This is a genomic window from Methylococcus sp. S1M (assembly GCF_051295855.1).
In the GTDB taxonomy this organism is placed as follows: Bacteria; Pseudomonadota; Gammaproteobacteria; order Methylococcales; family Methylococcaceae; genus Methylococcus; species Methylococcus capsulatus.
This window is the reverse complement of sequence record NZ_JBPDXO010000005.1, coordinates 243,614-269,140: the sequence shown is the minus strand read 5'-3', so window position 1 is coordinate 269,140 and position 25,527 is coordinate 243,614. Positions and strand designations below refer to the sequence as shown.

Annotated in this window: 28 protein-coding genes and 1 tRNA gene; 10 read left to right on the top strand and 19 right to left on the bottom strand. The window is 63.7% G+C overall.

Annotation, left to right across the window (positions count from 1 at the left end; genetic code table 11):
- The 5 genes from ACSHWJ_RS11210 to ACSHWJ_RS11190 all read left to right on the top strand — a co-directional run.
- Positions 1–336 (top strand): hypothetical protein (locus tag ACSHWJ_RS11210; RefSeq protein WP_432539810.1); only part of this gene is annotated, 336 nt, incomplete at its 5' end.
- Positions 333–1,034, top strand: a complete 702-nt coding sequence (locus ACSHWJ_RS11205) for an HK97 family phage prohead protease (protein ID WP_432539809.1) — start codon at positions 333–335, stop codon at positions 1,032–1,034. The genes ACSHWJ_RS11210 and ACSHWJ_RS11205, both read left to right, overlap by 4 nt.
- 121 nt (positions 1,035–1,155) lie before the next feature.
- Positions 1,156–1,416, top strand: a complete 261-nt coding sequence (locus tag ACSHWJ_RS11200) for a hypothetical protein (protein WP_432539808.1) — start codon at positions 1,156–1,158, stop codon at positions 1,414–1,416.
- Between the two features lie 160 nt (positions 1,417–1,576).
- Positions 1,577–1,846 (top strand): hypothetical protein, encoded by a 270-nt coding sequence (locus ACSHWJ_RS11195; protein WP_432539807.1) that lies wholly within the window; start codon positions 1,577–1,579, stop codon positions 1,844–1,846.
- Positions 1,847–2,035: 189 nt separating this feature from the next.
- Positions 2,036–2,503 carry a hypothetical protein gene (locus ACSHWJ_RS11190; RefSeq protein WP_432539806.1) on the top strand — a complete coding sequence of 156 codons (468 nt, stop codon included), beginning with the start codon at positions 2,036–2,038 and terminating at the stop codon, positions 2,501–2,503.
- Positions 2,504–3,454: 951 nt separating this feature from the next.
- Here the strand turns inward: ACSHWJ_RS11190 and ACSHWJ_RS11185 are convergent.
- Both ACSHWJ_RS11185 and ACSHWJ_RS11180 read right to left on the bottom strand, forming a co-directional pair.
- Positions 3,455–3,530: transfer RNA gene (locus tag ACSHWJ_RS11185), tRNA-Thr, on the bottom strand.
- An 88-nt stretch (positions 3,531–3,618) separates the two neighbouring features.
- Positions 3,619–3,996, bottom strand: a complete 378-nt coding sequence (locus ACSHWJ_RS11180) for a cupin domain-containing protein (RefSeq protein ID WP_010959925.1) — start codon at positions 3,994–3,996, stop codon at positions 3,619–3,621.
- Between the two features lie 150 nt (positions 3,997–4,146).
- On the opposite strand from ACSHWJ_RS11180, the gene mutS reads away from it, so the two are divergent.
- Positions 4,147–6,711 carry a DNA mismatch repair protein MutS gene (gene mutS, locus ACSHWJ_RS11175; protein WP_432539805.1) on the top strand — a complete coding sequence of 855 codons (2,565 nt, stop codon included), beginning with the start codon at positions 4,147–4,149 and terminating at the stop codon, positions 6,709–6,711.
- 46 nt (positions 6,712–6,757) lie between these two features.
- Here the strand turns inward: mutS and ACSHWJ_RS11170 are convergent, their stop codons facing one another.
- From ACSHWJ_RS11170 to rpsB, 9 genes are all read right to left on the bottom strand, one after another.
- On the bottom strand, positions 6,758–7,507 hold the full coding sequence (locus ACSHWJ_RS11170; protein ID WP_432539804.1) for a DsbC family protein: 750 nt from the start codon (positions 7,505–7,507) through the stop codon (positions 6,758–6,760).
- 34 nt (positions 7,508–7,541) lie between these two features.
- Positions 7,542–8,900: an RIP metalloprotease RseP gene (rseP, locus tag ACSHWJ_RS11165; RefSeq protein ID WP_432539803.1), complete on the bottom strand. Its 1,359-nt coding sequence runs from the start codon at positions 8,898–8,900 to the stop codon at positions 7,542–7,544.
- A complete protein-coding gene (gene ispC / locus ACSHWJ_RS11160; RefSeq protein WP_017364512.1) occupies positions 8,900–10,084 on the bottom strand; it encodes a 1-deoxy-D-xylulose-5-phosphate reductoisomerase in 1,185 nt (394 codons plus the stop codon). The genes rseP and ispC overlap by 1 nt, the downstream gene beginning before the upstream one ends.
- Before the next feature lie 32 nt (positions 10,085–10,116).
- Complete coding sequence (locus ACSHWJ_RS11155) at positions 10,117–11,103, bottom strand: phosphatidate cytidylyltransferase (protein ID WP_010959920.1); 987 nt, start codon at positions 11,101–11,103, stop codon at positions 10,117–10,119.
- A gap of 45 nt (positions 11,104–11,148) precedes the next feature.
- Positions 11,149–11,937 carry an isoprenyl transferase gene (locus ACSHWJ_RS11150; protein WP_017364513.1) on the bottom strand — a complete coding sequence of 263 codons (789 nt, stop codon included), beginning with the start codon at positions 11,935–11,937 and terminating at the stop codon, positions 11,149–11,151.
- Positions 11,938–11,950: 13 nt separating this feature from the next.
- A complete protein-coding gene (gene frr, locus ACSHWJ_RS11145) occupies positions 11,951–12,508 on the bottom strand; it encodes a ribosome recycling factor (protein WP_010959918.1) in 558 nt (185 codons plus the stop codon).
- A 7-nt stretch (positions 12,509–12,515) separates the two neighbouring features.
- Positions 12,516–13,235 carry a UMP kinase gene (pyrH, locus tag ACSHWJ_RS11140; RefSeq protein ID WP_010959917.1) on the bottom strand — a complete coding sequence of 240 codons (720 nt, stop codon included), beginning with the start codon at positions 13,233–13,235 and terminating at the stop codon, positions 12,516–12,518.
- An 89-nt stretch (positions 13,236–13,324) separates the two neighbouring features.
- The gene (gene tsf, locus ACSHWJ_RS11135; protein WP_218797306.1) at positions 13,325–14,206 is read right to left on the bottom strand and encodes a translation elongation factor Ts; all 882 of its coding nucleotides are present in this window, start codon (positions 14,204–14,206) and stop codon (positions 13,325–13,327) included.
- A 92-nt stretch (positions 14,207–14,298) separates the two neighbouring features.
- Positions 14,299–15,069, bottom strand: coding sequence for a 30S ribosomal protein S2 (rpsB, locus tag ACSHWJ_RS11130; RefSeq protein WP_218797305.1), 771 nt, complete (start codon positions 15,067–15,069; stop codon positions 14,299–14,301).
- 233 nt (positions 15,070–15,302) lie between these two features.
- Here rpsB and map point away from each other — a divergent pair, with 233 nt between their 5' ends.
- The 3 genes from map to ACSHWJ_RS11115 are packed head-to-tail and all read left to right on the top strand — an operon-like array spanning position 15,303 to position 19,058.
- Positions 15,303–16,088: a type I methionyl aminopeptidase gene (gene map / locus ACSHWJ_RS11125; protein WP_218797304.1), complete on the top strand. Its 786-nt coding sequence runs from the start codon at positions 15,303–15,305 to the stop codon at positions 16,086–16,088.
- Positions 16,066–18,699, top strand: coding sequence for a [protein-PII] uridylyltransferase (gene glnD, locus ACSHWJ_RS11120; protein WP_432539801.1), 2,634 nt, complete (start codon positions 16,066–16,068; stop codon positions 18,697–18,699). The genes map and glnD overlap by 23 nt, the downstream gene beginning before the upstream one ends.
- Before the next feature lie 41 nt (positions 18,700–18,740).
- Positions 18,741–19,058, top strand: a complete 318-nt coding sequence (locus ACSHWJ_RS11115) for a DUF6763 family protein (RefSeq protein WP_010959912.1) — start codon at positions 18,741–18,743, stop codon at positions 19,056–19,058.
- 8 nt (positions 19,059–19,066) lie between these two features.
- Here the strand turns inward: ACSHWJ_RS11115 and ald are convergent, their stop codons facing one another.
- From ald to ACSHWJ_RS11075, 8 genes are all read right to left on the bottom strand, one after another.
- The gene (ald, locus tag ACSHWJ_RS11110) at positions 19,067–20,167 is read right to left on the bottom strand and encodes an alanine dehydrogenase (protein ID WP_432539800.1); all 1,101 of its coding nucleotides are present in this window, start codon (positions 20,165–20,167) and stop codon (positions 19,067–19,069) included.
- The gene (locus tag ACSHWJ_RS11105; protein ID WP_010959910.1) at positions 20,164–20,595 is read right to left on the bottom strand and encodes a host attachment protein; all 432 of its coding nucleotides are present in this window, start codon (positions 20,593–20,595) and stop codon (positions 20,164–20,166) included. Before ACSHWJ_RS11105 ends, ald begins: the two co-directional genes overlap by 4 nt.
- A 125-nt stretch (positions 20,596–20,720) precedes the next feature.
- Positions 20,721–21,731: a glucokinase gene (glk, locus tag ACSHWJ_RS11100; protein ID WP_017364519.1), complete on the bottom strand. Its 1,011-nt coding sequence runs from the start codon at positions 21,729–21,731 to the stop codon at positions 20,721–20,723.
- A gap of 4 nt (positions 21,732–21,735) precedes the next feature.
- Complete coding sequence (locus ACSHWJ_RS11095; RefSeq protein WP_010959908.1) at positions 21,736–22,188, bottom strand: DUF411 domain-containing protein; 453 nt, start codon at positions 22,186–22,188, stop codon at positions 21,736–21,738.
- Between the two features lie 26 nt (positions 22,189–22,214).
- Positions 22,215–22,634: a secondary thiamine-phosphate synthase enzyme YjbQ gene (locus ACSHWJ_RS11090; RefSeq protein WP_010959907.1), complete on the bottom strand. Its 420-nt coding sequence runs from the start codon at positions 22,632–22,634 to the stop codon at positions 22,215–22,217.
- Positions 22,635–22,693: 59 nt separating this feature from the next.
- Entirely contained in the window at positions 22,694–23,320 is a 627-nt protein-coding gene (locus ACSHWJ_RS11085; RefSeq protein WP_017364521.1) for a DUF1826 domain-containing protein, read from the bottom strand.
- A gap of 136 nt (positions 23,321–23,456) precedes the next feature.
- Positions 23,457–23,873, bottom strand: coding sequence for a YbaY family lipoprotein (locus tag ACSHWJ_RS11080; RefSeq protein WP_010959906.1), 417 nt, complete (start codon positions 23,871–23,873; stop codon positions 23,457–23,459).
- A gap of 37 nt (positions 23,874–23,910) precedes the next feature.
- Positions 23,911–25,050, bottom strand: coding sequence for an ABC transporter permease (locus ACSHWJ_RS11075; RefSeq protein WP_010959905.1), 1,140 nt, complete (start codon positions 25,048–25,050; stop codon positions 23,911–23,913).
- A gap of 171 nt (positions 25,051–25,221) precedes the next feature.
- Here ACSHWJ_RS11075 and ACSHWJ_RS11070 point away from each other — a divergent pair, with 171 nt between their 5' ends.
- Positions 25,222–25,482: a hypothetical protein gene (locus ACSHWJ_RS11070; RefSeq protein ID WP_041360727.1), complete on the top strand. Its 261-nt coding sequence runs from the start codon at positions 25,222–25,224 to the stop codon at positions 25,480–25,482.
- Positions 25,483–25,527: the final 45 nt, after the last annotated feature.

Genomic DNA, 25,527 nt, shown 5'->3' with positions numbered 1-25,527 from the left:
GCACTGGTCGCAGCCTCAACGCCACCCGGAAACCAGGATGATCCGCTGCGAGCGGTCTGCTACGTCTCCGACCAGCCGGGCATCCTGCATGCCTGGATCGACCCCTCCGGCCTCACCAAAAAGCTGACGGCACTTGCCCGCCCACACGCGACCGGCACCGTTCCGATGGCCGAGCGACCGCAGCTCAAGGCCGATCTTGAGCGACGGCTTTTCGAGGCGGAAACCGCCGAGGAAGCGCTGGTCGTGCAGGCCGAATCCCAAGGCGTCGAAATCTTCCGCCGACCGGACATCGACCCGAGTATCGTTCTTGCCGTTGACCTGGAGGGCGCAGAATGAAGACGCAATTGCCCATGCAATTCCGCAGCGCCACCATCACTCCGGATACCACCGATTCCGCCAAACGCACCTTCAACGTAGTGTGGTCGACCGGCGCCGCCGTCAAGCGCTTCGACCCCTTGGAAAACCGGATCTTCAACGAAGTCCTGGACCTATCCGGAGCTGACCTGTCCCGGCTGAACTCGGGCGCAGCGCCCGTCCTCGACGGCCACCAGGCCGCGGGTGTGGGCAGCGTCATCGGCGTGGTGGAGCGAGCCAGCATATCCGCCGGAAAGGGCGTAGCCACCATCCGGCTTTCCGAGCGGCCCTTCGTCCAATCCATCTTGCAGGACGTGCAAGACGGCATCCTCAGGAACGTGTCCATCGGCTACTCCATCGACGAAGCCACCCTGATACCCGGCAAGAACGGCCAGCCCGACACGGTAAAGGTCGTCCGATTCACGCCGCTGGAGATTTCGCTTGTATCGATTCCCGCCGATGCCGGCGCTCAGGTTCAACGGAGCCAGGACAAGACCTTCCCTGTCCAGTTGACTCGCCAGCTTTTCGACGCGGCAGCTATTTACGCCAAACGAAACGCCACGCGGGGCGCAGGTTCGGCGCTTCCAGCAAATCCCCCTGGAGCGCCGAAGCCGACACCGCCAGCCCGTCGAGCGCTGCCTGATCCGTCAGCCGTCTATGCCTCAAGGCGCTCAAGTTAGGGGACCGCGAGGATCAGCGCGGCGCATGGTGTCACCCAGTCAAAGGCCATGCGGGCTGAGCCGGAGTTCGTCGTATCCTCCGGCAAGGCTTCTTTCCCCCATCCACCAGGACCTCACCACCATGAGCAACGACCCGATTTCATCCCTTGAGCAATCCATACTGGCCGCGGTCGGAGACAACGACCAGGTGAAACAGACGTTCGCCAACTGGCGCATCGCCCATGCTGGCAAGACCATCAAGGTCCAGCGCCCCATCACAAGGGAAGAAGCCGACCGCCTGGCACGATTAATCGAATCCGGCATGTCTCCTACATACGCTATCCGGGCACTGGGCCTACCAGGGCAAGGCGTTCAACGGAAGCGCTCGAACTTCCTAGGCTGATGGGTCCTCTTCCGCGCCCTACGCCATACGGGTAGGCAAACTCGCGAGGTTTGGCTAGTCGCAGGCCCCTATAGATTTCCTACCTACTATCCACGAAACCCGCGTCGCTACTGGGTTTCAGCTATCATGCCGAGGAAATGAGGCCAATTCCCGCTTCCTTATGCCTGACATCCTGGATCAGCTCGAAGCCGAGCTTACATCCCATCTACCGGTAGAGCGCCACCAGACCGTCTACGCTGCGATAGACCATATCCGCGACCAGTTCGGCGGATCTCCGCAGTACATCGCCACCAAATCCCGCGGCCGCAGGGACGCCCAGATTTCCAAGGCCGTCGAAAGCGGCAAGACCATGACCGAAGTCGCCAAGGAGCACGGCGTGAACAAGTCCACGGTATCCAGGATCATGCGGAAGCGCTCAGGGTTTTTGTAGGACGGCCGGAACTACCTACCGCTCGGCGCAATCTGATAGCATTGCGTTGCATACCGTGTCAAACGATTCGAGGATTAGCGTGCGCAGCCATGGGAGATTTCCAAGGGAGCAAGTTCCAAGGGGACAGATTCCACCCAAGCCACCACCGCCGCCACCTCCTCCGACGCCCAAACAGATTGGGGAATGACCATGTCCAAGACAATGTATGAGATCACCTTCGAATTGCGCTATGCCGTTCGTGTACTGGAGCGGAGCGCGTGTTACTGGCGCACCGTCGATACTATGACTCGCATGGCGGGGCTTCTTTCAGGAACTGCGGCGTTTGCGGCGATCATAGGAACCAACAAGGAGATGACGTTGGCGTTTGGTATCTGCTTCGCCATACTTCAGGCTATCGAGTACATTCTGTCACCGGCGGCAAAAGCTGCTGCGGCGCATGAGACGTCGAAAATATACGATGCCATCCTGGCGGAAAGGCTGCGCAAATCACCGGAAGAGCTGGAGCAGGCGCTTCTTGATGCACGCACGAAGGACATGGTTATAGTGTCCAACTCGCTCAAGCGGCTGGCATACAATGACGTCGCCGAGGAGATCGGCCGGAGTGATTACGGATTCAGGCTTGGCGCGTGGAATCGCATTGTTGGGCTGCTGGCGTAGATCATCCTTTCCGCATCACACCAAGCCCGCCCCGAGCGGGCTTTTTCACGCCCGCCCGCATCCATCGCCTCCGCCAGCTCCGGCACGCCTTTGTCCACGACACGCTTAGCCTGGCGGTAGGTCTCCTTGTTCCCGGACCCGGCTTGCTTGGCGGCGATTCATGATAAGGTAGATATACGCCACTCGCAGGGCGAGTACTGCGAGCAAATCGGAATCCGTCCAGCATCGAGGCGATTGGGCTTATCTGCCCGGAATAGGTCTTGCGTACTTTCGCTCAGAAATGAGCAGAACCGCGGGAACGCAGGCGGTCACTCACTTTTCGGGGAAACTCCCGAAAACCAGCACCCAGATGCACGTGGGAACCTGACCCTTTTCCCCGAAATTGGGGAGCGGGCTGAAAGGGTCGCATTTCAAACGCGACCCTTCACCAGCAGGCGCCAGCGGTCAGTTTCCCACCGCTGGTGGAGAACCAGGCCGATCACTGGGCGCGATTTCGGATCAGACCCTTCACCCCGCCAACGGGGCGCATCCAAATTTGGATCGGCGACCAGCACGCACATGCCCAGCGTCCAACCTCCATTGGCGGATGGACAGGGCGACGACCGCCAACACGCGCATGAGCACCACGACTACGTGGTTTTTTCCGAATTTGGCAAAAACCGATCACCACGGCCAATGGCTCCAGATGTGCGAGGGGCTGCCGTTCACAGAAAACACCGCCCAGCGGCTCATGGCGATAGCCCGTGACCCAAGACTTTCAAATGCTGCACATGTGCAGCATTTACCCAACTTCCTGGCGAACCCTCTACGAACTCACGAAGGTGGTGAAGGAGAGACTGCTGGCGGATGCTTTCCAACCGTTCGTTTGCGGAAATTTGCTCCCGCAGGTTGGAAATAGGTTGGAACGAATCTGACGGAAGGCTTGATGAGTGATGTAACCGCTTGATTTTATGGAGCCGGTGATAGGATTTGAACCTACGACCCGCACATTACGAATGTGCTGCTCTACCGACTGAGCTACACCGGCTTCGTCCGCTGGGAGGCGCATTATAGGCACAGAAGCCGGCCGACACAACCCGGACGGGGCCGGCTGCGTCCCGCCGCGGCTCATGGCGCTACCGGACCTCGGCATCGAGGTCTTCGTAGGCCGCCGGCGTGAATCTCGGCGTGCAGATGGCGAGAAATACCAGGTCGCCGGCGCCCGTGTTGGCGATGCGCTGGGATACCCCTGGCGGTATGAGCACCACGTCCCCCGGCCCGACGGCCGAAGGCGCCACCCCTCCGATTTCGACCCGGCCTTGCCCCTCCAGGATCAGGTAGCGCTCCGTGGTGTCGCGGAGCCGGTGCAGCCGGGTGGTGACGCCGGGTTCGACGCGGGCGCGGGCGACGGAAACATCGGCATCGGCGGCGGAATTCCACCATTCGGTGATATGGCAGCGTTCGTCGAAATAGTATTCGCGCGCCGATCGGTGATGGATACCTGCCTGAGTCATGACACGCGTTCTTCGGTTCCTGATGGTGGCCGGGCTGACCGCAGTATAACGCGATCGCGCCCCGGAACCGCCGCGGCCTGGGCGATTCGGTTAGAATTCGTGGTTTGTCCTCCGCTCCCTGACGCTTTGCCACGCCGGAAGTTCCATCCGATGCCCGATCCATCCGACCTGTCCAGACACACGCCGATGATGCAGCAGTATCTGCGCATCAAAGCGGAGCATCCGGACCGGCTGCTGTTTTACCGGATGGGCGATTTCTATGAATTGTTCTTCGAAGACGCCCGGCGGGCGGCAAGGCTGCTGGACCTGACCCTCACCAGCCGGGGCGAATCGGGCGGCGAACGCGTCGCCATGGCGGGCATTCCTTACCATGCGGTCGACGGCTATCTGGCACGCCTCATCCGGCTGGGCGAATCGGTGGCGATCTGCGAGCAGGTCGGCGATCCGGCCACCTCGAAAGGGCCGGTGGAGCGCAAGGTGGTGCGGATCGTGACGCCCGGCACGGTGACCGACGAGGCGCTGCTGGAGGAGCGCCGCGACAACCTGCTGGCGGCGGTTGCCCGCGATGGCGCCGTGTTCGGGCTGGCGGTGCTGGATCTGTCCGGCGGGCGTTTCACTCTGCAACAGCCGGGGTCCGTGGCGCAGCTCCTGAACGAGCTGGAGCGGCTGAATCCGGCCGAGATCCTGGTCAGCGAGGACGAACCGTTGACGGAGGAACTGTCCGGACGGCGGGGTCTGACCCGGCGTCCCCCCTGGCATTTCGATCCTGAGAGCGGCCGCCGCCAGTTACTGAACCAGTTCGGCACCCAAGACCTGGCGGGCTTCGGCTGTGAGTATCTGGGCCTGGCCGTAGGCGCCGCTGGCTGCCTGCTGCAATACCTGCGCGACACCCAGCGCAGCGCCCTGCCTCACATCCGCAGCATCCGCGCCGAGAGCGGAACGGAATATGTCGGCCTGGACGCCGCCAGCCGCCGCAACCTGGAGCTGGACTGGCATCCTTCCGGCCGCGCCGAGTTCACCCTGCTGGGACTCCTGGACCGCACCGGATCGGCGATGGGCGGGAGGCTGCTGCGGCGCTGGCTGCATCAGCCTTTGCGCGACCGGACGACCCTCATACTCCGCCAGCAAGCGATCGGCGAGTTGCTGGCGGACCGCCGCTTCGAAGCTCTGCACGACTTGCTACGCGGCGTAGGCGATGTCGAGCGGATCGCCGCCCGGATCGCCCTCAAATCGGCCAGACCCCGCGACCTGTCCACGTTGCGCCAGACGCTCAAGGCCCTGCCCGCCCTCCGGGAGACCCTCCACGGTACCGAAAGCGCACTGCTGGGAGAACTGACGGGGCGCCTCGTCGACCAGCCCGAGCTGAGCGAGCTGTTGCAACGGGCCATCGTCGATGACCCGCCGCAGCTGATCCGCGACGGCGGTGTGATCGCCGAGGGCTACCACGCCGAGCTCGACGAGCTGCGTCTCCTGAGTGAAAACGCCGACCGTTTCCTGGCCGAGCTGGAGGAAAAGGAGCGTGAGCACACCGGGCTGGGTGCTCTCAAGGTCGGTTACAACCGCGTGCAGGGCTTCTACATCGAACTGCCGCGGAGCCAGGCCGACCGGGCGCCGGTGCATTACATCCGGCGTCAGACGCTGAAAAACGCCGAGCGCTACGTCACACCGGAGTTGAAGGCCTTCGAGGACAAGGTGCTGAGCGCCCGCGAAAGAGCGCTGTCCTGCGAAAAAGCCCTCTATGAGGCCTTACTGGAAATACTGGGGCGCTGGCTGCCCGCGCTGCAGGACTGCGCGGCGGGGCTGGCCGAACTGGACGTACTGGCGAATCTGGCGGAGCGCGCCGACCGGCTGAACTGGGTGGCGCCGCGACTGGTGGACGCTCCGGGCATCCGCATCGTCGGCGGACGCCATCCCGTGGTCGAGCAGGTCGGCGGCACACCGTTCGTGCCCAATGACCTGGTATTCGGTCCGAACCGCCGCATGCTGGTCATCACCGGCCCGAACATGGGCGGCAAATCGACCTACATGCGGCAGGCCGCGATCATCGTGCTGATGGCTCACATCGGGAGCCACGTCCCGGCGGCGGAAGCCGAAATCGGCCCGATCGACCGCATCTACACCCGTATCGGCGCTTCCGACGACCTGGCCGGCGGCCGCTCCACCTTCATGGTGGAGATGACCGAGACCGCCAACATCCTGAACAACGCCACGGCGGAAAGCCTGGTGCTGATGGACGAAATCGGCCGTGGCACCAGCACCTTCGACGGACTTTCGCTGGCCTGGGCCTCTGCCGAGCACCTCGCGCGGGAAACCCGCGCCTATACGCTGTTCGCCACCCATTATTTCGAACTGACGGCATTGGCCGAGGAATGCGAGGACGTCGGCAACGTCCACCTGGACGCCGTGGAGCACGGCGACAAGGTGGTGTTCCTGCATGCGGTCCGGGAAGGACCGGCGAGCCAGAGCTATGGTCTACAGGTGGCGGCGCTGGCGGGGGTGCCGCAGACGGTCATCGACAACGCGCGGCGGAAACTGGAGCAGCTCGAACGGCAGGCTCGGTCGGCGCATCAGCAGGCCGCACCGGTGGCCCAGCTCGATTTGTTCCTGCCTCCGGAGCCGCACCCCGTGGTGCGGCGGCTCGAGTCCTTGGACGTCGATGGGCTGAGCCCGCGCGAGGCACTGAATCTGCTGTTCGAGTTGAAACAGTCGCTGTGAGAACGGACTGGCGACGGACGGATCCCGGTGCCGTCCGAGCGGAGGGTCAGGGCGTCCTCGCCTGCCTGCCGCCCTCATCCTTTTCATGCTTGAGCATGCGGGCGAGCTGCTCGGCCGGAACGTAGCCCGGCAACACGTTGCCGCCGCCGGTGACGATCATCGGCGTGCCCTGAGCACCGATGGCGGTTCCCAGCGCCATCTGCTCCTTGATGGGATTGTCGCAGGTCCTTTCTTCCACCTTCTCGCCCTTCTTGGCCTTGGTCAAGGCAGCGTTGCGATCCTTGGCGCACCACACGTTGACCGCTTTGTCCCAGGATTCCGAACCCTCGCCGGCACGCGGAAAGAACAGGTAACGGATCTCGATGCCTTCCTTGAGATAGCTGTCCATCTCCGAATGGAGTTTGCGGCAGTAACCGCAATCGATGTCGGTGAAGACGTAGGCCACGTACTTGCCGATCTTGGGTTTGAACACGATCATGTTCTTCTCGCCCAGCTTTTCCAGCGCCCCGAGCCGGGCCGTGGCGAGTTTGGGTTCGGTCAGGTCTTCCCGGTTCTTGAGATCGATCAGCGAGCCCTGGAACAGGTATTTGCCGTCGTCGGAGACATAGAACAGCTTCGGACCGACGATGACCTCGGAAATGCCGGCCAGCGGCGACGGCTTGATGGAATCGGGCTTCACCCCGGGCAGTGCCCGCCCGATCGCCTCCTCCACGGCTTTGGCATCCGCCAGGACGGATGCGACGGGCACGGCCAGGAGCGCGACCAGGGACAGCACGGAACGGAACGCTGGTTTCATCAGGGGATACCTCGGGATGGAAGGAATGGGGAGCTTAGGAGAACAAGCGTTCGATGTCGAGCATGAAAGCCAGCGCCATCAACGCGATCAGGATGAAAAGCCCGACCTGCTGCGCCAGCAGCTGGGTCCTTTCGGAGAGCGGACCGCCTTTCACCGCTTCGATCAGATAGAACATCAAATGACCGCCGTCCAGCACCGGGACCGGCAGCAGATTGAGTACGCCGAGGCTGACGCTGATCAAAGCCAGGAACTTGACGAACTGTGCGAGGCCCGCCTTGGCGGACTGCCCGGCGTACTGGGCGATGCTGATGGGACCGCTTAGGTTTTCCACGGTCGCCTTGCCAACGAGCATGCGCCCGATCATCTTGAGCGAGAGCCAGGCGTAATCGCCGGTGCGCTCCACCGCCGCGCCCAGAGCCGATATGACGCCCAGCCGATACTCCACTTCCATCGCGGCCCGCAACGAATCCGGTATCCGCGCCACCGCCCCGATCCTCCCGACCGTGCCGGTCGGGCCGTTCACGGCATCGGGCCTGATCTCCAGAGACACATGCACGCCATCGCGTTCCACCACCAGTCCGATCATCCGGCCGGGATGCGCGCGCACGATGTCGACCCACTGGCGCCAGCTACGCAAGGTCTCACCGTCCGCGGAAAGCAGCAGGTCGCCTGGCTTCATGCCGGCCCGCTCCGCCGGACTGCCGGGCTCGGTCCGCTCGATCACCGGCGCCAGTTCGGGCTGCCAGGGTTGCAGCCCCAGCCGGTCTCCCAGGGCTTCCGGAGCGTCGAGGACATGCGCAGGGATGCTGAGCGTGCGGAGCACCCGTCCGCCCGCACTGGTCTTCACCTCGACCTGCACGACGCCCTCGTCCATCACCCGCTCGAAGATCTTCCCCATGGCGAGACCCCAGGTCGGCGTCGGATCGCCGTCCACGGCGAGGATCTCATCCTCCGGCTCGAACCCCGCTTCGGCGGCGAAAGTACCGGCCTCCACCGGCCCCAGCACCGGCCGTATGCCGGTCTCGCCGGCCATGAATACGCCCCAGTAAAGCAGGATGGCCAGCAGGAAATTGAATACCGGTCCCGCGGCGACGATGGCGAACCGAACCGGTAGGCTCTGCCGGTTGAAGGCGTAAGGCAGATCGGCCGGAGCGACTGCCCCTTCCCGCTCGTCGACCATGCGGACATAGCCGCCGATGGGGATGGCGGACAGGGTGAATTCCGTGCCGTCCGGTTTCCTTTGCCAGCGCAGGAGGGGAGTGCCGAAACCGAGGGAGAAGCGCAGCACCTTCACCCCGAGCCTGCGCGCCACCCAATAATGGCCGAACTCGTGCGCCGCGATGAGCAGCGCCAGAGCGACGAGAAAATAGAAGATCGTGTGGATGAGAGACATCAAACCCTTAAGTCATCGATGTACTTCTGCGCTACCTTGCGGGTTTCCGCGTCCGCTTGCAAGACCGACTCGATCGCATCCGCCGCATTGGGCGCCACCCTCGCCATGCAGTGCTCGATCACCCGCGGTATGCCCGTGAACGCCAGCCGGCGGTCCAGGAACGCCGCAACCGCGGTCTCATTGGCCGCATTCAGGATCGCCGGCGCCGTGCCGCCCGCTCCCACCGCCTCGTAGGCCAGACGCAGACAAGGGAAACGGGCGAGGTCCGGACGTTCGAAATTCAATTGCCGGACAGCGAACAGATCGAGAGATTCCGCGCCGGATTCGAAGCGATCGGGCCAGGCAAGCGCATGGGCGATCGGAATGCGCATGTCGGGCGTACCCATCTGGGCCAGCACGGTGCCATCGACGTAATCCACCATGGAATGGATCACGCTCTGGCGGTGCACGACGACCTGCACGTCGTCGGGCTTCGCGTTGAACAGCAGACAGGCCTCGATCACCTCCAGCCCCTTGTTCATCATGGTCGCCGAATCGACGGAGATCTTCCGACCCATCACCCAGTTGGGATGCGCCACCGCCTGCTCCGGCGTCACCGTCTCCAGCTCGGCCAAGGGCGTGTGCAGGAATGGTCCCCCGGAGGCGGTGAGGAGAATTCGGCGCACGCCGACGGCCCGGCTACCCGCGCGGTATGCCGCCGGCATACACTGAAACACCGCGTTGTGCTCGCTGTCGATCGGCAGCAACCGGGCACCCGATCGCGCCACCTCGGCCATGAACAGCGGGCCGGACATCACCAGCGCTTCCTTGTTGGCCAGCAGCACGTCCTTGCCGGCCCGCGCCGCCGCCAGCGTGGGCAGCAGCCCCGCGGCACCGACGATCGCCGCCATCACGCTGTCCACCTCCGGCAGGGAGGCGATCTGCTCCAGCGCCTCTGGCCCGGCCAGCACCTCGATACCGCCCAGACCCGCGGCCATCAGCCGCTCCCGCAGACACGCAGCGGCCTCGGCCCGGATCACCGCTGCATAGCGCGGCCGGTAAGCGCGGCATTGCTCGAACAGGCGGTCGACGTTGCCGTTGGCGGACAAGGCCACCACACGGTAGCGGTCGGGATGGCGCGCCAGCACGTCGAGCGTGCTGACGCCGATCGAACCGGTGGAGCCGAGTATGCATATGCCTTTCACGGACTTCTCCAGATGTCTGCCGACGCCGTGGTTTACTCTTCCGGAGCCGATTCTTCGGCCCCGGCATCGCTGGCCTCTGGCTCGGCCTCTTCCTGTCCCATCGGTTCCGGAGCGGCTTCACCGCTTTCCGGCTGGATCGGCTCGACCTGAACCGGCGCGCCCTCCATGTCGGTAGGTACTTCGATCGTCACGGGCTCGGCGGTCTGCAGGAACAGGCCAAGCAGCATGGAGCCGGCATAGAATACCGCGACCGAGGCCAACAAGGCGTCGATCCGGTCGAGCACGCCGCCGTGGCCGGGCAGCAGCGAACCGCTGTCCTTCACCCCTCGCTGCCGCTTGAGCAGGCTCTCGAACAGATCGCCGCCCACCGAAATCACGACGGTGACCAGGGATAGGATGACGAAATCGGCAATGGTCAAAGGCTCCAGCTTGAACCAGAGACCCACGGCGACCGCCAGGATGGCCGACACCGCCAGGGCCCCGTACAGTCCCTCGACCGTCTTGCCGGGGCTGATTTCCGGCATCAGCTTGGTGAAACCCCATCTGCGCCCCACGAAATAGGCGGCGATGTCCGCGAAAGAAATCAGCACCAACAGGTACAGCGCCTGCGCGGCGCCGAAATTGAAGCGCAGCCAGATGAAGAGGATCCAGGAGGTGAGCAGAATGAACCAGCCCAGTCCCAACTTCAGCCCGACCGGCAACCGGATGGCGAGTGCCTTGTCTGGCCTGGCCCGGAGCAGCATGCCAACGGCGAACCACCACGCCACCACCGGCCACATCAGCCAATCGACCGTATACGGTGCCCAGAAACTGGCGGAGGCCATGGGCACGCCGAGGGCGACCAGGAATGCGATCCGTCCCGTGCGACTCTCCACACCGGAAACGTCCGCCCATTCCCAAGCGGCAAGCAGGATGACGCCTCCCCAAACCGCCGAAAACGCGGTGGGCTTGAGCAGGAGCACGGCTGCGATGACCAGGGGCGCCAGGACAAGTGCCGTAATCAAGCGATTTTTGAACATGGCGGAATCGGATTGGATGAGTGGAAAAATCTTGGCGGAATGAAGTCAGGGCATGCGGCCCGCGACCTGATCGCCGGTAAAGCCGAACCGGCGCTGCCTGCCGGCATAGTCCTCGAACGCGAGATCCAGCGCCCCCTCGTCGAATTCCGGCCACAGCACCGGCGTGAAATACAGCTCCGTGTAGGCCAGCTGCCAGAGCAGGAAGTTGCTGATCCGGCGTTCGCCGCCGGTGCGGATAAAGAGGTCGGGCTCGGGGAGGTCGGCCAGTGCAAGCTGTTGCTGCAGTCTGTCCGCCGTGATCTGCTCGGGCGACAGCTCGCCTCGTCGGACCTTCTCCGCCAGGGTCTGGGCCGCCTGGACGATGTCCCAGCGCCCGCCGTAATTCGCCGCGATGGCCAGTTGCAAGCCGGTATTGCTGCGGGTCAGTGACTCGGCGGCGTCCATCCGCTCACGCAGCGCCTCGCCAAAGGCCGCGCGGTCGCCGATGATACGCAGGCGCACGCCGTTCTGGTGCAGTTTTTCCGTTTCCCGTTCCAGCGTCGACAGGAACAATTCCATCAGCACGGAGACTTCCTGCTCGGGCCGCCGCCAGTTCTCGCTGCTGAACGCGAACAGCGTCAGCGCTTCCACGCCGCGCTTCGCGCAGTGCTCCACCACTTTGCGGACCGCCCCGACGCCGGCGCGGTGGCCGGCGGTGCGAGGCAGATAGCGCTCTTGCGCCCAGCGGCCGTTGCCGTCCATAACGATGGCGACGTGGCGGGGGATGCGTCGCATCCTGGCGCCATCTTCCGGGGCAGACGCCACCGGCTTGACATTGTCCGGCGAAAAGACCATGGATCGCAGCGTGTCAAACGGCAAGCAGGTCGGCTTCCTTCTGCTCCAGAAGCTTGTCGATTTCTTTGATGAACTGATCCGTGGTCTTCTGAATCTGTTCCTGGCTGCGACGGTCCTCGTCCTCGGAAATCAGCTTTTCCTTGAGCGCCGCCTTGAGTTCGTTGTTGGCATCCCGGCGGATGTTGCGGATCGCCACCCGTCCGTTCTCGGCCTCCTGACGCACCACCTTGATCAGATCGCGGCGGCGCTCCTCGGTCAGCGGCGGCAGCGGCACCCGGATGACGGTACCGGCAGTGGAGGGGTTGAGCCCCAGGTCCGAGGTCATGATCGCCTTTTCTATGGCCTGCACCATGTTCCGCTCCCAGGGGGTGACCGCCAGGCTGCGGGCGTCCTCCACGGCGACGTTGGCGACCTGGGTCAGCGGCACCTCATTGCCGTAATAAGACACCCGGATATGCTCCAGCAGGCTCGGGTGGGCGCGTCCGGTTCGAATCTTCGCGAATTCGTGTTTCAGAGCCTCGATGCTCTTTTGCATCCGTTCCGCGGTACGTTTCTGTATGTCGTTGATCATAGGTTCATTACCCCGTTACCAGCAAAGATCCGATGTCATCGCCCCGAATCAGACGCATCACCGCGCCCTGACGAAAAACGTTCATGACCCGCAGCGGCATCTTGTAATCGCGGCACAGCACCAGCGCCGTCGTGTCCATGACATTCAGGCGCTGATCCAGCGCCTCGTCGTAGGTCAGACGCGTATAGAATTTCGCTTCCGGGTTTTTCACGGGATCGGCCGAGTAGACGCCGTCGACCTTGGTCGCCTTGATCAGCAGGTCGGCGCCGATCTCGATGGCTCGGAGGCTGGCGGCGGAGTCGGTGGTGAAGAACGGATTGCCGGTGCCCGCGGCGAAGACCACGACCCGCCCTTTTTCCAGATGCCGGACCGCACGTCGGCGGATATAGTCCTCACACACCTGGTTGATCTTGAGGGCCGACATGACACGCACCGGCCGCCCCAGATTCTCGAGGGCGTCCTGCATGGCCAGGGCGTTGATGACCGTGGCGAGCATGCCCATGTGATCGCCGGTCACACGATCCAGCCCTTCCGATGCCTTCTCGGCGCCGCGGACGATGTTGCCGCCCCCGATGACCAGGCCGACCTCGACGCCGGCCTGGCACAGCTCATCGATCTCCGTCGCCAGCCGCTTCAGGATCTCGGCATCGATGCCCGCTCCCTGGTCTCCCATCAAGGCTTCGCCGCTGAGCTTGAGCAAGATACGTTTGTATACCGGTTCTGTCATAAACCCGTCGGAAGCTGGTTGATCCATTCTGCTCGGGCCGTCCGGCCCGGGAGGCTGCCCGGCGCGCCAGGGCGCCGGGCGAGGATGCCTCAGGAAGCGCGCACCTGCGCCATCACTTCTTCGGCGAAATTGGTTTCTTCCTTCTCGATGCCCTCGCCGACTTCAAAACGGACGAAGCGCACCACTGAAGCGCCTTTGGACTGTAGGAGCTTGCCCACCGTCTGATCGGGATCCTTGACGAAGGGCTGACCCACCAGGGTGATCTCGCCGAGGAACTTGCCGATCCGGCCTTCGACCATCTTTTCGACGATGTTCGCTGGCTTGCCGCTGGCCTGTGCCTGGGCACTGAAGATTTCCTTCTCCTTGGCGATCACTTCGGCCGGCACGCCCTTCTCGTCACAGCACAAGGGCTTGCTCGCCGCGATGTGCATGGCGATGTCCTTGCCCAGTTCGGCGTCGCCGCCGACCAGTTCGACCAGCACGCCGATCCGGGTGCCGTGCAGATAACTCGCGATCCGGCCGTCCTGGCTGCTCAAGCGCTCGAAGCGGCGTACATTGATGTTCTCGCCGATCTTGGCGATCATCTCCCTGCGCACCTGGTCCACCGTCGCGCCCGCCCTCATCTCGCCAGCCAGGAGTTCTTCGACGGTCGTCGCGGAAGAAGCCAGAGCCACAGCGGCGACGTCGTCGGCGAACTTGACGAAGTCATCGCCCTTGGCCACGAAGTCGGTTTCGCAGTTGACCTCGACGATGGCCGCGGCCTTGCCGTCCTCGCTCACCCTGGCGCAGATGCGCCCTTCGGCGGCGGTACGGCCGGACTTCTTGTCGGCTTTGGCCAGCCCCTGCTTCCTCATCAGCTCGACCGCGGCTTCCAGATCGCCGCCGGTTTCCGTCAGCGCCTTCTTGCACTCCATCATGCCGGAACCGGTACGTTCGCGCAGTTCCTTCACCATTCCCGCAGTAATGCTCATTACAGCCAACCTCTCGTATGAAAACCGTTGATCAATCCAAAAAAACGCCTCCGGGCGGAGGCGTTTTTCACGACACTGCCGGGTGTGGGCCGTCAGCCGCCCAAGGTCTCGCCCATGGCCCCCTGCTCCGTTTCCGGCTCCATTTCCACAAATTCGTCCGCCACCGCGCCAAAATCCACACCGGACGCCTTGCCGCGCAGAATCGCCGTCGCGGCGCTCTGGGCATACAACTGGACCGCCCGAATGGAATCGTCGTTGCCCGGAATCACATAGTCGATGCCGACGGGGCTGTTGTTGGTATCCACCACGCCGACGACGGGGATGCCCAGCTTACGTGCCTCACTGACGGCGTTCTTCTCGTAACCCGTATCGATGATGAACATCACGTCGGGGAGACGATCCATGTCGCCGATGCCGCCGACGTTGCAAACCAGCTTCTCCAGCTCACGCATCATGCCGAGCGCTTCCTTTTTGCTGAAGCGGTTGAGACGGCCATCGTCGCGCATGGCCTGCAAGTCCTTCATCCGGGCGATGGACGCCTTGATGGTCTTGAAATTGGTCAGCATGCCGCCCAGCCAGCGGTGATTGACGTAAGGCATGCCACAGCGCCGGGCTTCTTCTTCGATGACCTTGCGCATGGTCTTCTTGGTGCCTACGAACAGAATCTTACCGCGGTTGGCGGCGACCTGCTCCAGGTATTTCATGGCATCGTTGAACAGGGGCAGCGTCTTTTCCAGATTGATGATATGGATATTGCTGCGCGCGCCGAAGATGAAAGGAGCCATCTTCGGATTCCAGTAACGCGTCTGGTGCCCGAAGTGAACGCCCGCTTCGAGCATCTGACGCATGGTAACTGAGGTCATCGGTTTCTCCGTATAATGTCTGACCGGGCCGGCAGCGCCCGGCGGTAGGGTTGCGCCTCCACGCATCCCGGCCGGCGACCGTTCCCGACGGAACGGCACCCCACCGGCCGTGACGATGCATGTGTGGTGTGTTGCCAAATAAAGCCGTGCTTTATACCATAGCAGCGCCTTTTGGACAATCAACCCTCCCTCCTTCCACGGATCGGGAGCCCTCCCGTTTCCGCCGTAATTTCATGAGCATCAGCATCAAGAGCGCCGAGGACATCGAGGGCATGCGCGTGGCCTGCCGCCTCGCCGCTGAAGTCCTCGACATGATCGCGCCCTACATCAAAGCGGGCATCACCACCGAAGAAATCGACCGGATCTGCCACGACTTCATCGTAGACGAGCAGCACGCCATCCCTGCTCCGCTGAATTACAAAGGCTTCCCAAAGTCGATATGCACCTCGGTCAACCACGTCATCTGCCACGGCATCCCGGGCCCCAAGAAGCTGAAGAACGGCGACATCATCAACGTCGACATCACGGTCATCAAGGATGGCTTCCACGGCGACACTAGCAAGATGTTCCTGGTCGGCCAGGTCAAACCCTATGCCCGGCAACTGGTCGACGTCACCCGTGAAGCCATGTATCTGGGCATACGTGAAGTGCGGCCGGGCGCCGCGTTGAACCGGATCGGCGCCGCCATCGAGCGGCATGCCAGCAAATACAATTATTCCGTGGTACGGGAGTTCTGCGGCCACGGCATCGGCCGCGAGTTCCACGAAGAACCGCAGGTGCTCCACTATTTCGAACCGAAACTGGACATCCGCCTCGAAGCGGGAATGATCTTCACCATCGAGCCGATGATCAACCAGGGCAAGCGTCACATACAGATGCTCTCCGATGGCTGGACTGCCGTCACCAAGGACCACAAACTGTCGGCGCAATGGGAACATACCGTGCTGGTGACGCCGACGGGCTATGAGGTGCTGACACTGCGGCAAGAGGAAGATTTTGGACGGACCGAACTCGGATAGAGCACACGACCGGCACGCCTTCGACCGGATCGCGGCCTGCAAGGCCCGGATCCAGCACAACACTGCCGAGCTGGCCGAGCGGTTCCGGGCCGGCACGCCCGTCGCCGATCTGATCCGGGAGCGTACCGCTTTCATCGACCACCTGCTCAGCGAAGCCTGGGACCGGCGCATCGGCCAGGGTGCCACCGACGTGGCGCTGGTGGCCGTCGGCGGCTACGGCCGCGGCGAGCTGCTGCTGCATTCCGATGTCGACCTGCTCATACTCCTCGACGAGGCCGCACCGTCGTCACGCAAGCAGGACCTGTCCGATTTCCTGCGCCTTCTCTGGGACATCGGCCTCAAGCCAGGCCACAGCGTGAGGTCGCCTGCCGAATGCGCGGAAGCAGCCCGGACCGACCAGACCATCATCACCAACTTGCTGGAAGGCCGGCTGCTGGTCGGTTCGGCCGCGCTGTGGGAAGCGGTGAGGAGCGAAACCGCCCCGGAACGCATGTGGTCGTCGGCGGCCTTCTTCGAGGCAAAGATGGCCGAGCAAAGGATTCGCTACTCCAAGTACCACAACACCGCCTACAACCTCGAACCCAACGTCAAGGAAGGCCCCGGGGGCCTGCGCGACATCCAGCTCATCGGCTGGATCATCCGCCGCCACAGCGATGCGCGGGGACTGCAGGACCTCGTCGCCCACGGCTGGCTGACGGATGCCGAATACCGGGAACTCAAGGAGGCACAGGCATTCCTCTGGCGAATCCGCTTCGCCCTGCACGCCCTCACCGGCCGCTGCGAAGACCGGCTGCTGTTCGATTACCAACGCGAACTCGCGGGGCTCTTCGGTTACCGGGGCGAGACCAGCAACGAGGTCGTCGAAGGCTTCATGCAGGATTATTTCCGCACCGTCACGGGGGTGGAACGCCTGAACGAGCTGCTGCTGCAGCTGTTCAACGAAGCCGTGCTGCACCGCGATGACGCGTTCTCGCCCACGCCCGTCAACGATCATTTCCAGGCGGTCAACGATTACCTCGAGGCCATCCACCCCGCGGTGTTCCGCGAGCACCCCCTGGCCCTGCTGGAAGTGTTCCTGATCCTGCAGAAAAACAGCGCGCTGGAAGGCGTCCGTGCCGCCACCATCCGTCTCATCCGCCAGCATATCCATCTGATCGACGACGCTTTCCGCAACGACCCCGAAGCCTGCCGGCTGTTCATGGACATTCTGCGCCAGCCGGGCGGCGTGACCCATCAGCTACGGCGGATGAACCGCTATAGCGTACTCGCCGCCTACCTGCCCGAATTCGGCCGGGTCGTCGGCCGCATGCAATACGACCTGTTCCATGTGTACACGGTGGACGAACACACGCTGTTCGTGGTCCGGAATCTGCGGCGTTTCGCCCTGGAGGAATTCCAGCAGGAAAACCCGCTGTGCTACGAACTGTTCCAGCTCATCGAAAAACCCGAGCTGCTCTATATCGCCGCATTGATGCACGACATCGCCAAAGGCTCGGGCGGCGACCATTCGGAAGTAGGCGAAAGGATCGCAGAGGAATTCTGCCGGCGCCATCGGATCGGGCCACGGGAAACTCTGTTGGTGAAGTGGCTGGTGCGGCACCATCTGGTCATGTCGATGACAGCACAGCGCAAGGATCTGAGCGATCCGGAAGTCATCCACGAATTCGCCCAAATCGTGCGCAACCAGAACACACTGAACCATCTTTATCTGCTCACCGTCGCCGACATACGCGCCACCAATCCCTCCCTGTGGAACTCCTGGAAGGGCGCGCTGTTGCAGGAGCTCTATACCAGCACCAGCTGGACCCTGCGGCGCGGACTGGACACCCCGCCGGACTACGCCGAACAGATCTCCGCGGCCAAGGACGAGGCACGGACGCTCCTGCAGCGCTTCGGCCTGGCCGAAGATGCCATCACCGCCGTGTGGGAGAACATCGGTGACGATTATTTCCTCCGCTTCCTCCCCGAGGAAATCGCCTGGCACACCACTGCCATCGCCGCCTGCCGGCCGGAACATCTGCCGCTGGTCCTGCTGCGGCCGGAAAGCCTGCGCGGCAGTGCCGAGGTGTTCATCTACGAACGCAACCGCGACTTCCTGTTCGCCCAGACCACCGCCGTGCTCGACCAGCTCGGTCTCACCGTGCTGGACGCCAAGATCATCGCCTCGCGCCAGGGATTCGCGCTGCTCAGTTTCAATGTGCTGGAACGGTCCGGCACGGCACCGGAAGGATTGTTCCGCCTGGTCCAGATCTGCGACCGGCTGAAAGAAGCGCTGAGTGGCGGCGGCGCTCCGCCGCCTGCAGTCAGCCGTCTGGCCACCCGCCAGATCCGACACTTCACCGTGCCCACCAAAGTGTTCTTTCACGACGACCCGCAGAACCGTTTCAGCATCCTCGAGCTGATCGCCACCGACCGTCCCGGCCTGCTGTCCAAGGTGGGACAGGCATTCATGCGGACGGGCATACGCCTGCACAATGCTAAAATCTCCACCGTCGGCAGCCGCGCCGAAGACATCTTCTTCATCACCGACCGGGAGGACCGGCCGCTGGACGGGGAAGCGGACCGCGCGGCATTGCGACGGGTGCTGATAGAATTCGTCGGCGATCAGTGACAGCGGCAGCTCGCTGCTGGCGCGACAACCAGGAGGAATCTATGGCAATCGCAATACCGGTGGTGGACAACTGGTACGAAGAGCGGGACAGCGGCCGACAATTCAGGATCGTGGCCCTGGACGACACCGGTGACACCATCGAAATCCAGTATCTGGAGGGAGATCTGAGCGAGTTGGACCGGGCTTCCTGGGACCAGGCCGCGATCATCGAGATCGAAGCCCCGGAAGACTGGAGTGCGCCTTTCGACGATGTGGAAACCGACGATCTGGGCTACAGTGACCCCGATCTCCACCTCCCCGACACGGACGACCTGACGCTGGACGACGTGCTGGAGGACGAAGACAAGGAACCGTACTGAGGAAACGGCTAGCCGGGAAAGGGACGGTAGCGATCCAGCAGGCCGAGGTCTTCTGCCGCCGCCCGGCAGGTGATATGGCCGTCGTAGGTGTTCACGGCCTTGGCCAGACCTGGGTCGGCCCGCAGACATGCCTCGCCTTCATCGGCCAGACGCAGCAGGTAAGGCAGTGTCGCCTCGGTCAGCGCCAGGGTCGAAGTCCGCGGGTAGGCTCCCGGCATGTTGGTCACGCAGTAGTGGATCACGCCGTGCTCCACGTAGACCGGATGGGAATGCGTGGTCGGTCTGGAAGTCTCCACGCAGCCGCCCTGATCGATACTGACGTCGACGATCACCGACCCCATCGGCATCGACCTTACCATGGCATCGGTCACGATGTATTCGGCACGGGCCCCCGGCTGCAGCACCGCCCCCACCACCAGATCGGCATCGCGCAGAGTCTCCGCCAGGCGAGCGCCGTCCGAGAGGAAGAACTCCAGCCCCGGCGCCCGCCGGCACAGGGCATCGCCCTTCGCAGGCACCAGCCCCATGACCTGGACGTTGGCGCCCATGCCCCAGGCAGTGAGGGCGGCATGCGAGCCGACCACGCCGTCGCCGATCACCACGACCCTGCCATGGCGCACACCCATGACCTCGCCGAGCTGGACTCCCCGGCCGCCGTTGAAGCGCGCCAGATAATAAGCGCCGACCTGGGCGGCCATGTTGCCCGCCACCGCACTCATCGGCGCGAGCAGCGGCAGACGCCCTTGCGCATCTTCCAGCGTCTCGTAAGCCACCGCCGTGGTGCCGCCATCCAGCAGCGCCCGGGTCAGACCGGGGTCGACACCGGCCAGATGGAAGAAGGTGAATACCGTCTGCCGCTTGAGGTAAGGATATTCCGAGGGCACCGGCTCTTTCACCTTGACCACGAGGTCGGCCGCCCAGGCGTCGGCCGCGTTCACCAGCCGTGCTCCCGCCGCCAGATATTCCTCGTCGGCAAACCCCGAGCCGAGGCCGGCCGCGACCTCCACCAGCACTTCGTGCCCGGCATTGACCAGGGCCGCGACCCCTTGCGGGGTGACGGCCACACGGTTTTCCAGGTCCTTGATTTCCTTGGGTACGCCGATTTTCATGAGAAAATGTAACTGCGGATTTCCTGTTCGGTTTTCTGCACCAGATTCTTGTCCAGGGTCTTGCTGACCAGCTTGGCGGTCGGACCGCTCAAAGCTTGCCGCAATAGTCCGAGAAACTCGGGGGCCGCGATCAGGATGAGCGAGAGGCAATCGCCATTGACCCGCGCCTGTTCGAGGCGGTCGGCCACCCGTTTGGCGAACACCTGCGCCTCATGCTGCTTGGCATCCTGCGGCTTTTCGTAGTCGTGGCGCCCTTCGGTCGAACTGTTCAGCATCCGCCCCGGCCGGTCGGAGGTCAGATCCTGCTCTTTGGCTCGCCCCTCCGCATGTACCAGATCATCGATTTCCTTGAGCGGATTCAGTCGATTGTCGATGGCAAAGATTCGCGCACGGCTGCTCTCTGCGGCAACCACCCATGTCTTGAACATAGTTTCCTCCATGTTCCAATGGTGAATAAAGGGTGCAATCGCAAACGGATTATTTCCGGCTTCTGCCGGGTCCGTCCGCCTGCATTCTGCCACAATCGATCCGGCTTGGAGCGCCCTGCGCCCCGTCAAAGCATGGCCGAGGCGGCATGCGCCGCCCCCAGCAGGGCCGGCTGGGGATGGATGGCGACCCGCACGGGAAGCCGCCCCAGGAGGGGGGACAGCCTCCCCTTTGCCGTGAAAGCGGCCATGAACCTCCCCGCCTGCAGGACCGGAAGGATTTTCGGCGCGATACCCCCGCCCAGGATCACGCCACCGAGCGCGAGCGACTTGAGGGCCAGATTCCCGGCTTCCGCCCCGTAGATTGCCGCGAAGAGATCGAGCACCGCGGTGCAAAGGGCGTCACGCCGTTCCAGTGCCCACTCGGCGATGATCGGGGCACGGTCGGGAGCGCTGGCCAGGGCGGCGTGCAGTGCCTCGCTTTCCGGCGCCACGCCGGCGTGACGCAGATAGTCGTAGAGATTGGCCAGCCCCGAACCAGACAGTATCCGCTCGTAGCTGACATGCCCGCAGAAGCGATCCCGCAGGAAGGCGAGCAACCCCTCTTCCAGCGGTCCGTTGGGGGCGAAATCGCTGTGTCCGCCTTCGGTCGGCAGCGCATGGTAGCGCTCGCCATCCCAATACAGGATGGCCTCGCCCAATCCCGTCCCCGCGGCGATCACCGCGACGTTTCCGGATCGCGGACGGCCGGCGCCGGGGTTCAGCTCCACCCAATCGTCCTCGCCCAACCGGTAAGCCATGCCCAGGGCCATGGCCTGGACGTCGTTCAGCAGGCGCACTGCACTCACCCCCGTCGCCGCCGCAAGTTCCCGCTCGGACAGAACCCACGGCAGGTTGGTGATTTCGCAGCGGCCTTCGCTCACCGGTCCCGGCACCCCGAAACAGGCGACTTCGGGCCTCCGTTCCTCCTGCCCATCCAGGAACGCCGCCACCACCGTCTCCAGCGAGGCATAGTCCGTGCTGGCGAAAATCGCCTCGCTCAGACTGACCAGCCTGTCGCCCCAGCAGTCGAACAGCCCGAGGACCGTCTTGGTAGCGCCGACGTCCCCCGCCAGCAGCACGTTCGTCGGCCGGCCCAAAGGATCACTCTCCCGTGTAGTCGTGCACGGCGTGGACGCTGCCGTCCGGCCCGAAACCGACGACTCGGTAGGCATCCCTGCGGCCACCGGCTTCCATCCCCGGTGTACCGGCCGGCATGCCGGGCACGCTCAGCCCCAGGAGGGGCGCCTTGGCTTCCAGCAGCTTGCGGACATCCGCCGCCGGCACATGTCCCTCGATGCGATAGCCGCCGATCACCGCGGTATGGCAGGAGGCCAGGTTCTCCGGCACGCCCAGTTCGCGCTTCACCGCGGCCATGTCATCCTTGACGATGTCCTTGACCGCAAAACCGTTGGCCTGGAGGTGTTCCACCCATTTCTTGCAGCAGCCACAGGCCGGACTGCGGTAGACCATCGCCTCGACGGGAGCGGGCCGTTCATTGGCGGACAAAGGAAGGGCGGCGCACAGTGCCAGACCCCAAAATATCATTCTGCGCATATCGGCCTCGGTGTCAGATTCATGAGTCAGTCGCCGTGCAGGGTGGCCACCAGGGAACGGCTGCCGCCGTGGTTCCGGTGCTCGCCCAGATAGATTCCCTGCCAGGTTCCCAGGGCCAGCCGGCCCTGCCGTAGGGGAACGGTCACGCTGTTGCCGACCAGAACGGCTTTGATGTGGGCCGGCATATCGTCGTCCCCTTCCAGGGTATGGCGGTAATAGGGCGCGCGCTCCGGCACCTGGGCCAGGAGATACGCCTCGAGATCGCTACGCACGTCGGCGTCGGCGTTTTCGTTGATGGTCAGGGAAGCGGAAGTGTGTTGGATGAAGAAATGGGCGATACCCTGACGGAACCGCGCGAGTTCGGGCAGGTTCGCCGTGATTTCCGCGGTGACCAGATGGAAGCCCCGCGAGCGGGGCTTGAGAACGATCGTCTTCTGAAACCACATGGATGCGCCGCTGCCGCCCTACACCGGGAGTAATCTACCACAGTGCAGGCCGGAGCGGGTCAGGCGCCGTGCGGCACGTCGACGGTCAGCAACAGACGTCGGGGCATTTGACCCAGTCCGCGGGGGAAATCCAGCACCTGTCTCGCTTTCGGCGTGGTGATGGCAATGCCATAGGGCGGCACCAGGTCGGGGGAGGCGGCGACGGGGTACATGCCATCGACCACCTCCGCCTCCCCATCCGCCCGCACCGGCTCGAAGCGCCGCGGTTTGGGAGCGCCTCCATAGAGACAGGCCAGCTGCAACCCGCCGGTTTCCTCGTCGAGGGTACCGGCGTCCAGGATGCGGAGCCGCAACACCGCGTACTCGGTCCGGTGCCAGTCGCACCAGCGGCAGGTCAACTGGGTGACATCCCACACCCATGCCCGGTAGCCAGGAATGTCCTGGGCCCAGGCGAGCAGCGAACGGAAGTCGAAGTTTTCGAAGTCGATGCTGCGCCGCACGTCGAGCCGTACCATCTGCCGCAGCACGGTATCGATGAAACCGCCCATGACCGCATCGGGCTCACGGTGACAGACCCGCAGGTCCACACCGGGCTTGATCTCGCGGAACAAATCGTCCGTATCCTCGGCTATCGCAGCCACCAGCTCCGCATCACCCTGTGCGATGACTTTCGCCAATGCCGCCATGTCTTGCCTCCTTCGAACTGGAACCGATCGAGCGTGCACCGATTTCCAAGCAAGGTTCACTCCAACATGAAAACAAGCATAGTCGAGGAATATGACAACTCATATCTCGGCGCGGCGAAACGGCCTGTTTCTCTCCCTAAGGACCGCCGACCCGGTGCAGCTCCAGATCGGCGCGGTCGGAGTGGCCGAACGTCAGCACCGGCACCCCGTGCCGGGACGCGAGGACCGTCTCGCCATCCTGTTTGACCACGGCTCTCACCCGGTAATGGCGGTCCTCCGCCACCACCCGCCGGTCGAACGACACTTCGAAAGACACCGGCGACGAACCGGGCCAGGTGTCCTCGGCCATGCCGACCAGCACCGGCCGGCCATCTTGGCGTGTCACGTCTTCCAGACTGACGATCAGTTCCGCGTTCGGATTCAGTTCCACGCGGTCGCGCCAGCTCACCGTGCCGGTGACTTTGCCGAAATGAGGATTGGTTTCATCGCTATGGAACAGGCTGCATGCAGGCAGGAACAGCGAGGCGGCCAGAGCGAAAGCCGGGAATTTCATCGGGACTCCTTGGGAAATGTGAGAAAAGAAACACGGTTCAGCCCACCTGCCGTGCGACGGTATGCCTGAAGCGGGCCAGAGCCAGCAGAAAAAACAGCGCGCCGATGCCGATCATGATCAGGAACTGCGGCCATACGGCAGAGAAACCCGCGCCGCGGTAAAGCACGGCCTGCGCGATCTTGACGTAATGCGTCGAGGCGAAAAACGCCATCACCCGCTGAATCGGTTCCGGCATGCTGTCCAGCGGAACGGTATTGCCGGACAGCGTGGTGATCGGAAACACCACCAGGATGCACAAGAGGCCTAGCTGGGGCATCGAACGGGCCACCGTGGCGAGGAAGATGCCGATCGCCGTACAGGTGAACAGATACAGCGCCGTCGCGGCCAGGAACAAGGGCAGCGATCCCGCCAGCGGCACGTCGAGCACGCCGCCCACGACCAGGGTCAATGAAACACCGACCGCCACGACCACGACCAGACCGTTGGCCCATATCTTCGCGCACACGATTTCGAACGGACCGAGCGGCAGCGTCAGCAGATGCTCGACCGTGCCGCGCTCCCGTTCCCGCATCAGCGCGGCACCAGAGGTGATGATGGATAGCAGGTTGACCACGTTGATGAGCACCATCACCGAGACGAACCAGCTTTCCTGGGCATTGGGATTGTACAGGGTGCGTATCGCCAGATTGACGCCGGCAGCCGGGGGAGCCACCCCGTTCCGGCCGAAACCGGCGGCTTCCTCGCGGATGATCCGCTCGATGTAGCCGGCGCCGATACCGGCCTGGCTCATGGCCGTCGCATCGACGTCGACCTGGATTTCCGGCTGTCTTCCTGCCAGGAAGTCGGCCTGAAAGCGGGGCGGAATGTCGATCACGAAGGCGTAGCGCCCGGCATCGAGCATGCCGTCCACCTGGTCCATCGGCAGCGGATCGGGCCGCAGGAAATAGGGCTGCGGCAGAGCGGTGACGATCTGCCGGGACAGCGCGGAACGGTCCTCGTCCACCACCGCCACCGCGCCGTTCCGGAGCTCCAGCATGCCGCGGCTGGCGGGGATGTAGATCATCACGGTGAATCCATAGACGATCAGAGCCAGCATGGCCAGGTCGCGGCGGAGGCTGGCCAGTTCCTTCAGCCCCAACCTGAAAATCGTGCGCAGACGCCCCCCGTTTCTTGTCACGGCATTCCAGCCGGAAACCTGGCTGGGCGCAGGGAGGACTCAATCACATAAAGATGGTGTGGTTTTTCCGTCTGGTCCATAATTGCCGCACGATTGATGCCGTGTTTCCCCAACAAGACACGATACGGCGCATCGTTCACACGTCGATACACAACTATATCAGGAGGACCGATGGACCTTTCAGTCATCGCGATCGCCGTAGGTCTGCTGGCCTATGTGCTCTATGCCGTCTATTCATCGCCCGCCGCCGGGAGAAAGGCACCGGCAGGCGCGGCGGAAACCGTCACGCCGGACGAACCGCCGATCCTGGCCCAAACCGTCGAACAACCGGCGGAAACCACCGCCGAGGAACCAGAACCGGCCGCCGCCGATGCCGGCGACGCCATACTGTCGCTGGAGACGGAAACGGCCGCGGAGACCCCCGCGGGCTGACCGGGCATACCGCCGCCGGGCGGAACCGCCGTCCGCCCGGCGGGC